Source organism: Streptomyces niveiscabiei (assembly GCF_001419795.1).
Lineage (GTDB): Bacteria > Actinomycetota > Actinomycetes > Streptomycetales > Streptomycetaceae > Streptomyces > Streptomyces niveiscabiei.
The window spans coordinates 1-8810 of the sequence record NZ_LIRL01000229.1; the positions used below are offsets into that span (position 1 = coordinate 1).

An 8810-nucleotide genomic window follows, 5' to 3' on the forward strand; every position below is an offset into this window, starting at 1 on the left:
CGATGCCGTAGCCGATGGCGTTGTTCCACTTGGCGCCGTCGACGGGGGCGCCGATGGTGTTGAGCATGACACGGAGGATCTGGTTGTTCGTCCACGTGGGGTGGACGGACCAGATCAGGGCGGCGCTCGCTGAGGCGAGGGCGGTGGCGTCGCTGGTGCCGTGAGTCCTACAGAGACCTGTTTTGCCGCCGCAGGCGTGCACCATGTCGTCCCCTGGTGCGGCCATGTCTACCTGAGAACCGAACTGGGACTCGTCTGTTCTGCTCAGGTTCTTGCCCACTGCTGCCACGCCGACCACCCCGGGGGTGGCTGCCGGGTATTCGGGCTGGTTTCCCGCGTTCCCGCTGTTTCCAACGGCTGCGAAGATCAACGCCCCTTTCCCCAGGGCGTACTTCACGGCCTCCCTCACTCCTGAGGAGTCATCGGTCTGCCCCAGAGAGATGTTGATGATCTGTGCACCCGCGTCCGCCGCGTAGCGGATCGCCCCCGGGAGTACCTCGTTGAACCGCTTGTTTCCCTCAGCCAGATTGGCTGCTTCACCGCTCTTGGGCATGCGGACAGGAAGGATCTTCGCCCCTGGAGCCAGACCGAACGCACCGTTTCCACCGTCGTACGCGCCAGTTCCCGCAATCAGACCGGCCATGCCTGTGCCGTGACCGTCATAGTCCGTGTGCTCGTCACCAGGCTGATCCGTGGCGAAGTCCTTGCCGGAGAGCACACGGCCGATGAGATCAGGGTTGGTGGGGTCGACGCCGGTGTCGATGACCGCGACCGTGATGCCTTTGCCGGTGCTGGTCTTCCACATCGTTTCGGCCTGCATCCCGTCAAGGAACCACTGCTGTTCGCGGGTCGATCCGGCGCCGACCGCCGGTGCCCCCGCAGCGCCCACCAGCAGCAGGCCCAGAACGGCTGCTGCGGCAACACGACGAGTTCCACTGAAGCGCATGAACTTCGCTCTCCCTCAACCCTGAACTGTCAGTCGACGACCGGCGGCACAGTCGGGCGATGATTCCGCTGCCAGGTCTCTTCGTCCTCCGTCACACCGTACGGCCGGCTGCTTCCGCTCCTTGCGTGCGTCGAGGGCGGCGTTTGGGGAAAGGGGGACGCAGTCCCTGCCGCGCCGCGTCCTTCGCCGGAGCGTTCTGAGGCAGTCGTACCGCCCGTGATCGCGCCCCGGGGAGTTGTTCCGTTGGAACCGATGGCTCTGGAACCAGGCACACGTGCTCCCCCGCGTCCCGGCTGCTGGACAGAACCGCCCCTTACAACACCAGAGTTGGATGCTGGATGCCCCCCGACGATGCCGCCGGGAGAAGACACGGGACGGCCACTGGGCGTTGTACCCGGTGTGCTCGTCGCTCGCCCGACAGGGTTCGTCGCCATGTTGGGAGTCTGACCCATCGGTCCCATAGGACTACGGGCGGGCGTACCTTCCCCGCCCGCGACCGTGCCACGCGGAATGGCTCCGGTCGGCCTGCCCTCCGAAGGGAGTACCGGACGGCCGCCGATGATGCCATTGCCTCCGGAAACGCTCGGGGCGCGGCCGAAAGGTTTCGTGGTACTGGCTGCCTCGCCCACCGAGGGCACGTGGATCCTTCCGGTACCGGACGTCCGGCCCTGAAGCATCTGGTTGTTGACAGGCAGGACCTGTCCTCCACCGAGCAGAGGAGGTATCGAGCCGGATGGCGTCGTATCTCTCACCGAGGCGGGGGCGACGGGAGCGCGCGGAGCCTCCACCGGAGTCTGTGTCGGCAAAGTGCTGACCGAGTCGATGGACGTCCGTGCCGGGGGCAGCGCTTCTTCGGGAACGTGCGGCTGAGTTGCGGGGGTGCTGGAGACGTGACGCGATGAGAAGGTGCTGGTCGACATGGCTGCGCTGCCGACCACAGCGCTCCCTCCGACGAGTGAGTTCACGCCAGCAGGACTACCGCCCCGTCCCATGTCCTGTGAGCCATCACGTGTTTGGTCCGCGTCAGGTACGAACGCTTCCGGCGGCGGCGGAAACTTCGGCCTCTCCAGCGCGTTCAGCTGTGTCGCCGACCACGCGTACGACTGCGCCAGCTTCGTCATCTGCGCGGCGGCCTCCTGCCGCACCTTCTCCCGGTCGGCGGTCAGTTCCGCGAGGTTCTGGGCGTACCGGGACCTGATCGCGGGCGCGTCCGGGTCGTTGTGCGCGGTGTACGCGGCGTCGAGGTTCGCCTGGGCCGTGGGCGCGTCGCGGGGGATCGCCGACTGGGCCAGGGCGATGGAGTCGGACGCCTGGTTGAGCCAGTTGGAGGCGCCCTTGCTGAACTCCGACAGCCGCCAGGTGGCGTTGGCGAGGTCGGAGGCCCAGTAGCGGAACGCGTCGGCGCCCTCGCCCTTCCACTCCACCCTGTCGGGGCGCCTCCCCAGCTCGTCCGCGATCTTCGCGATCTCCTCAGCCGCCGACTCCAGCTTCGACGCGGCCGTCTGCACGCTCCCGGCGTTCGCCTGGTTCAGCCACTCCAGCATCTGCTCATGGCTCATGCCCTCGAACAGGGTCCCTCCGGAAGCCACCAGGCCACGCCTTCCCCCGCGCCGCTCGCCGGCGACGTCCCGTCATTCCTCCCGCACGACCCATCCAACCCTCACGTACGCGCGCCCACATGAGCACGCGTACTCAACTCGCCCCGAGTTTCCTGGGGGTCAGGAAAGTCGGGCGAGGGTGAGAAGGCCGGTGAAGGCGGCGGGGGTGAGGAGGAGGGTCGGGCCGGTGGGGGTCTTGCTGTCGCGGACGGGGACGAGGCCGTGGGCACGGGCGTAGGAGGGGGACCACTCGACGCACTGGCCGCCCTGGCCGTCGCTGTAGGTGCTCTTGACCCAGGTGAGGCGGCGAGGATCGAGGGTGTTGCTCATCTGGCGTGCTCCTCCATGATCGAGTGGATCAGGGCCAAGGAGTCGGCCTCGGATTCCGCTGCCGCACGGAGCCGGTTGTAGGTGTCCGACCACGTCCGCACGTCAGACGCGGAGTCGTTGACGAACCCCCTGCCTGCGGTCTCCGAGTACAAGACCGTCGCTCCGTCTTCTTGCGTAAGCAGGTTAAACGACTGGCCAGACGCGGGAGCACCCGCAGCGAAGGGGAGAACCTGAAGCGTGACGTGCGGGATCGCGGACATTGCCGCGAGGTGTTGCAACTGTCCGACCATGACGCCTCGGTTCCCGACCACCGTACGCAGCACGGCTTCGTGCAGGATCACCCACAGGATCGGCGGCTCCGGGCGTTCCAGGATCTCCCGGCGTCGCAGGCGGAGTTCCACGAGCGCCTTGATCTGGTCCTCGGACTCGCGGGGGCGTGCCGCTCGGTAGACCGCCTCCGCGTACTCCGAGGTCTGGAGGATGCCCATGATGAAACTGGTGCTGTAGTCCTCGATCTTGGCGGACTCCTTCTCCAGTTGCAGATACGGCACGAACCAGCCCGGGTTCCCCCGCTCACTCACCCGCACCAACAACCGCCCGAACGACCCCGGCGTGTTGAAGAAACAGTCGCACTGGTCCGCGAAGTGCTGTGACGCCAGCGCCTTCCCGTTGACCACCTTGGACACGTACGGCTCTTTGTACCCGGTAGCCACGGCCAAAGCCCTCTGCGTCGCCCCCTTGTGCTCCAGTGCCGCCGCGACCTCCCTCCCGAACCACTCCAGTCCGTCCACAGGCTCCGATTCTCCGTTCACCTGTTCAATTCACCTGCTTTCCAGGGCTATTGGAAACCTCAGAACCCTTCAACCGTACGCACCGATAGTTCATCGTGTGACCAGAACGACCCAGAAAGTCAAGGAGGTTGCCATGATGCTCTGCTCCACCACCATCGTCGTCCCGGACGAACTGAAGGAAGCCGCGCTGAATTACCCGGACGGCCGGCCGGACGAGGAGCCGATCCCGGACTACGTGACCTGTGAACTCGACAAGCACAAATACGGCACGCACACCTGCCTCTTGAGGGACCTCTCGGCAAAAGCGAGCGGCTCGGTGTGGATCACCTGGTCGGACCCTCAGAACGTGAAAGTGGAACAGCTGCCGTACTGCGTCTCGCGGGGGCCGGAAAAGGGAGACGCGTGCTGGCTGACGGAAGGGCATCGGGGCAGGCACAGTTGGGAGCGGTACGAGTAGGGAGGGGTTCCGCGTAGGGGACGACCGGCGGCAGAGGCAGGCGACAGAGGGCGCGTGGGTGAGGATCGAGGCGTGGCTGGAGCGGTACGCGCCGCGTTCGTGGCGGATGCTGCCGCCGCCCGCGCCGGAGGCGGAGGTCAGGGCGGTGGAGCGGGAACTCGACCTGGTCTTCCCGCCGGGGCTGCGGGCTTTCTATCGGCTGCGGGACGGTACAGGGCACCCCGCCGACTTCGGGTGGGCCCCGGAGCCCGGCGCCGGGTTGCCCTCGCGGGGGCAGGGGACGGCCTGGCTGTTGCCGATGAAGTGCGCGATCCCCCCCGGTCCGGCACCTGCCTCTGTGGAACGAGGGCCCGCACACCATCGGCCGTCCGGCGGACCCCGCCCTGCGCTGCCTCGCCTTCGCCGCGACCGACCGCAGTGGCCTGTACGGCCTGTTCGCCGGCTGCGCACCGGGCCCGGGTCAGGGGCGGATCGGCACTTTCGAGGAGGCCGGCGTTCCGGTGCCCGGCGCCTGGTCCTCGTTCGCCGACTACGTCATCGAGGCTGCCGACGCCCTGTACGAGAACCGCCCGGTGGAGGACGCGACGGGTCACCGGGACACGGCCGTACCGACCCTGATGGACCAAGGCCCGGACCCCCCGTAGCGCGCCGCCGCGCTCCGCGTTCCGGGTGACCCCACCGCGAGCCCTACACCGCTCGCGGCGCCCGGGGCGTTACGTCTGATCGCATGATGAGCAGACGTACACCCCTCGCCCTGATGCTGGCCGGCGTCGTGTTGCTGCCCGGGACCGCTGCCAGCGCTGCCCCCGTGCCGGAGGAAGACCTCGTGCCCGGCGTGAAGCAGACCGCGCTGGTCGACACGCCGGATCAGGTGCTGGCGCCGAAGATCTACGAACCCGGCGTTGAGGAAGACGCCGTCGAGCCCCCGGACGCCGCCCCCAACGCCTACGCCCTCGTCGAATACGTACCCCTCGGCGAAGCCGTCGCCCGTATCAGCTGCACCAAGAAGACCGGGCCCTATCAGCGGCAGGTCGAGCGATGGCTGAAGCTGAAAGTGGACGGAAAGCAGTCCGCGAAGGACTGCAAGGCGATCAAGGCGTTCCAGAAGAAGCAGAAGATCAAGCCCGCTATCGGATTCGCGGGGCCGGTCACCTGGAAGCGGATGCAATTCCTCTCCGCCAAGAAGAAGCCGAATGCCGCGAAGAAGTGCCCGGTGAGGAAATACCGTGTCGCGTGTGTGGATCTCACGCGGCAGATCACTTGGGTGCAGAAGGGCAATAAGGTCGTGTTCGGCCCTGTTTCCATGCGGAGCGGCCGGAAAGCCCACCCCACCCGCACCGGATGGTTCAAGATCTACTGGCGGCACAAGAATCACGTCTCGACGCTGTACAACACCCCGATGCCGTATGCGCAGTTCTTCAGCGGCGGCCAGGCATTCCACGCGGTGTACGGGAGTATTCACACGACCGTCGGCTCGATGGGCTGCGTCAATCTCACCGTCCCGGACGCCCGCAAGCTCTGGGGTGTGCTGAAGAAGGGCGACCGGGTGTACGTCTGGGGGAAGAGGCGGCTCTGAGAGACTGGGGGCGATGAGAGAGACGGAACGGGCGCGCCCCAGGGCGGTGATCGACCTGGCGGCGCTGCGGGCGAACGTGCGCGCGCTGCGGTCGAAGGCACCCGGCGCGGCCTTCATGGCGGTCGTGAAGGCCGACGGGTACGGCCATGGCGCGATCCCGTGCGCCCGCGCGGCGGTGGAGGCGGGCGCGACGTGGGTGGGGACGGCGACGCCGGAGGAGGCGCTGGCCCTCAAAGCGAACGCCGGTCTCCCCGACGACGTACGGATCATGTGCTGGCTCTGGACGCCGGGAGCCCCCTGGCGTGAGGCGATCGAGGCCGGCATCGACGTGTCGGTGAGCGCGCTGTGGGCGCTGCGAGAAGTCACCAATGCCGCGAAAGCAACAAAACGTACAGCCCGCGTCCACCTCAAGGCCGACACCGGCCTGGGCCGCGGCGGCAGTCAGCCCGCCGACTGGTCCGACCTCGTACGCCACGCCCTGGACGCCGAGCGCGCCGGCGCCGTACGGATCGTGGGCATCTGGTCGCACCTCGCGTGCGCGGACGAACCCGGGCACCCCTCGACGCGGGCCCAGCTGGACCGTTTCCGCGAGATGACGGCGTACGCGCAGGCGCAGGGTGTCCGCCCCGAGGTCCGGCACATCGCGAACTCGCCCGCCACGCTCACCCTCCCCGAGGCGCACTACGACCTCGTCCGGCCGGGCGTCGCGATGTACGGCCTCTCCCCGAGCCCCGACCTCGGCGCCCCCGCCGATCTGGGCCTGCGCCCGGCGATGACGCTCACGGCGCCGGTCGCGCTGGTCAAGCACGTACCCGGCGGGCACGGCGTCAGCTACGGCCACCACTACGTCACCCCCGGCGAGACGACCCTCGCGCTGGTCCCGCTGGGCTACGGCGACGGCGTCCCCCGGCACGCCTCGGGCTCCGGGCCGGTGCTGATCGGCGGGAAGTGGCGTACGACGGCCGGGCGGATCGCGATGGACCAGTTCGTGGTGGACCTCGGAGGTGACGAGGTCGGGGCCGGTGCGGAGGCGATCCTGTTCGGACCGGGTGATCGTGGGGAACCGACCGCCGAGGACTGGGCGCAGGCCGCGGGGACCATCGGGTACGAGATCGTGACCCGGATCTCCGCGCGGGTTCCCCGCGTCTATGTGAATGGGTAGTCACTCGGTGGAGAGGAGCGGTACGTGAGCGAGAGCGGTGTGGAGGCGATCGTCTCCGCCACGGGGGACGCCGCGGGCAACTGGCGCCGCGCGACCGGCATCGCGGGCGCGGCGATAGGGGTGATCGCGGCGGGCGCCGCCGCGGGGGTCGCCCTGGAGCGGATGACCGTCGGGCGCGGGATGCGCAAGAAGGCGCGGCTCGCGCTGGACGCGGCCGGCCCGTACGGCGCGCTGCGCGGTACGCCCGGCAAGGCGTACGCCGACGACGGCACCGAGCTGTACTACGAGGTCGACGACGTCGAGCCCGAGGGCGGGTCCGCGCCCCGGCGGCGGCGCCTGTTCGGGCGCAAGGCGCCGGCTCCGGTGACCGTCGTGTTCAGTCACGGGTACTGCCTGACCCAGGACTCGTGGCACTTCCAGCGGGCGGCGCTGCGGGGGGTCGTCCGGACCGTGCACTGGGATCAGCGCAGTCATGGGCGGTCGGGGCACGGGGTCGCGCAGCTCAAGGACGGGGTGCCGGTCAGCATCGATCAGCTGGGGCGGGATCTGAAGGCCGTCATCGACGCGGCGGTGCCCGAGGGGCCCGTCGTGCTCGTGGGGCACTCCATGGGCGGGATGACCGTCATGGCGCTCGCCGGTCAGTACCCCGAATTCGTCCGGGAGCGGGTCGTCGCGACCGCCTTCGTCGGGACGTCCTCCGGGCGGCTCGGGGAGGTCAACTACGGGCTGCCGGCCGCCGGGGTCAACGCCGTGCGGCGGGTGCTGCCGGGGGTCCTGAAGGTGCTCGGGCAGCAGGCCGCGCTCGTCGAGAAGGGGCGGCGGGCCACCGCCGAGATCTTCGCCGGGATCATCAAGCGGTACTCGTTCTCCTCGCGGGACGTCGATCCCGCCGTCGCGCGGTTCGCGGAGCGGATGATCGAGGGGACGACCATCGACGTCGTCGCCGAGTTCTATCCGGCGTTCACCGAGCACGACAAGACCGAGGCGCTGGCGTGGTTCCGGGAGATGCCGGTGCTGGTGCTCGCCGGGGTCGGGGATCTGGTGACGCCCAGCGAGCACAGCGAGGCCATCGGGGATCTGCTGCCGGACGCCGAGCTGGTGCTCGTCCCCGACGCCGGGCATCTGGTGATGCTGGAGCACCCCGAGGTGGTCACCGACCGGCTCGCCGACCTGCTCATGCGGGCCGGGGCGTTTCCGGCGGGGGCTACGGTTGGCGGCTATGGAAGCAGCACAGCACAGCCAGGTTGAGCTGACCGTCACGTCCCCCGAGCAGATGCGCGCCCTCGGCCTCCGGCTCGCCTCGATCCTGCGCGCCGGGGATCTCGTCATGCTCGACGGGGAGCTCGGGGCCGGGAAGACGACGCTCACGCGAGGGCTCGGGGAAGGGCTCGGCGTACGGGGGGCGGTGACCTCGCCGACGTTCGTCATCGCCCGCGTCCACCCCTCCCTGGGCTCCGGGCCTCCTCTCGTCCACGTCGACGCGTACCGCCTCGGCGGCGGGCTCGACGAGATGGAGGACCTCGACCTCGACGTCTCCCTCCCCGACTCCGTGATCGTCGTGGAGTGGGGGGAGGGGAAGGTCGAGGAGCTCACGGACGACCGGCTGGTGATCCGGATCCAGCGAGCCGTCGGGGACACCACGGACGAGGTCCGCCACGTGTCGCTGCGCGGGCTCGGGGCTCGCTGGGCCGGCGCCGAACTGGACCGTGTGCTCCAGGTGTGAACGTTCCGACGCGATGTCGGCAAAACATTGCGTCCCCCGCATCGGCCGTGGTCACATAATACCCAGCCCGTGGTTAGGTCTACCTAAGTAGCCTCCACCCTCGCCCCCGACCCGCTGGAGGCGTCCATGTCCATGCCGGTTGTTTCCCTACGCGACCTACTCGCGGCAAACGCCGCAGCAGAGGCGGTATCACTGCCTCCCCGGGCCCCGATGCCCCTGCCTCCGGC

The 8810-nt window shown here is 68.9% G+C and carries 10 protein-coding genes; 7 read left to right on the forward strand and 3 right to left on the reverse strand.

Annotation, left to right across the window (positions count from 1 at the left end; all coding sequences use genetic code 11):
* On the reverse strand, nucleotides 1–946 hold a 946-nt coding region (gene mycP / locus AOK24_RS12555), incomplete at its 3' end, for a type VII secretion-associated serine protease mycosin (protein ID WP_055720151.1).
* Between the two features lie 990 nt (nucleotides 947–1936).
* On the opposite strand from mycP, the gene AOK24_RS12560 reads away from it, so the two are divergent.
* Nucleotides 1937–2335 carry a hypothetical protein gene (locus AOK24_RS12560; protein ID WP_055720143.1) on the forward strand — a complete coding sequence of 133 codons (399 nt, stop codon included), beginning with the start codon at nucleotides 1937–1939 and terminating at the stop codon, nucleotides 2333–2335.
* Nucleotides 2336–2664: 329 nt separating this feature from the next.
* Here the strand turns inward: AOK24_RS12560 and AOK24_RS12565 are convergent, their stop codons facing one another.
* The gene (locus tag AOK24_RS12565) at nucleotides 2665–2874 is read right to left on the reverse strand and encodes a DUF397 domain-containing protein (protein WP_055720144.1); all 210 of its coding nucleotides are present in this window, start codon (nucleotides 2872–2874) and stop codon (nucleotides 2665–2667) included.
* The gene (locus tag AOK24_RS12570; protein WP_420876666.1) at nucleotides 2871–3665 is read right to left on the reverse strand and encodes a helix-turn-helix domain-containing protein; all 795 of its coding nucleotides are present in this window, start codon (nucleotides 3663–3665) and stop codon (nucleotides 2871–2873) included. Before AOK24_RS12570 ends, AOK24_RS12565 begins: the two co-directional genes overlap by 4 nt.
* A gap of 97 nt (nucleotides 3666–3762) precedes the next feature.
* On the opposite strand from AOK24_RS12570, the gene AOK24_RS12575 reads away from it, so the two are divergent.
* From AOK24_RS12575 to tsaE, 6 genes are all read left to right on the forward strand, one after another.
* Entirely contained in the window at nucleotides 3763–4122 is a 360-nt protein-coding gene (locus tag AOK24_RS12575) for a hypothetical protein (protein WP_159051853.1), read from the forward strand.
* Between the two features lie 500 nt (nucleotides 4123–4622).
* Entirely contained in the window at nucleotides 4623–4766 is a 144-nt protein-coding gene (locus AOK24_RS50545; protein WP_240553858.1) for a hypothetical protein, read from the forward strand.
* 113 nt (nucleotides 4767–4879) lie between these two features.
* The gene (locus AOK24_RS12585; RefSeq protein ID WP_055720147.1) at nucleotides 4880–5698 is read left to right on the forward strand and encodes a L,D-transpeptidase family protein; all 819 of its coding nucleotides are present in this window, start codon (nucleotides 4880–4882) and stop codon (nucleotides 5696–5698) included.
* Nucleotides 5699–5711: 13 nt separating this feature from the next.
* A complete protein-coding gene (gene alr / locus AOK24_RS12590) occupies nucleotides 5712–6860 on the forward strand; it encodes an alanine racemase (RefSeq protein ID WP_055720148.1) in 1149 nt (382 codons plus the stop codon).
* A gap of 24 nt (nucleotides 6861–6884) precedes the next feature.
* Nucleotides 6885–8108, forward strand: coding sequence for an alpha/beta fold hydrolase (locus AOK24_RS12595; RefSeq protein ID WP_055720149.1), 1224 nt, complete (start codon nucleotides 6885–6887; stop codon nucleotides 8106–8108).
* Nucleotides 8080–8583 carry a tRNA (adenosine(37)-N6)-threonylcarbamoyltransferase complex ATPase subunit type 1 TsaE gene (gene tsaE / locus AOK24_RS12600; RefSeq protein ID WP_055720150.1) on the forward strand — a complete coding sequence of 168 codons (504 nt, stop codon included), beginning with the start codon at nucleotides 8080–8082 and terminating at the stop codon, nucleotides 8581–8583. Before AOK24_RS12595 ends, tsaE begins: the two co-directional genes overlap by 29 nt.
* The last annotated feature ends 227 nt before the right edge of the window (nucleotides 8584–8810 follow it).

What these genes read in the sequence shown, in the direction of transcription:
- AOK24_RS12560 (WP_055720143.1), top strand. Translation starts at nt 1,937, where the DNA reads ATGTCCTGTGAGCCATCACGTGTTTGGTCCGCGTCAGGTACGAACGCT.
- alr (WP_055720148.1), top strand. Translation starts at nt 5,712, where the DNA reads ATGAGAGAGACGGAACGGGCGCGCCCCAGGGCGGTGATCGACCTGGCG.
- AOK24_RS12585 (WP_055720147.1), top strand. Translation starts at nt 4,880, where the DNA reads ATGCTGGCCGGCGTCGTGTTGCTGCCCGGGACCGCTGCCAGCGCTGCC.
- tsaE (WP_055720150.1), top strand. Translation starts at nt 8,080, where the DNA reads ATGGAAGCAGCACAGCACAGCCAGGTTGAGCTGACCGTCACGTCCCCC.
- AOK24_RS12565 (WP_055720144.1), bottom strand. Translation starts at nt 2,874, where the DNA reads ATGAGCAACACCCTCGATCCTCGCCGCCTCACCTGGGTCAAGAGCACC.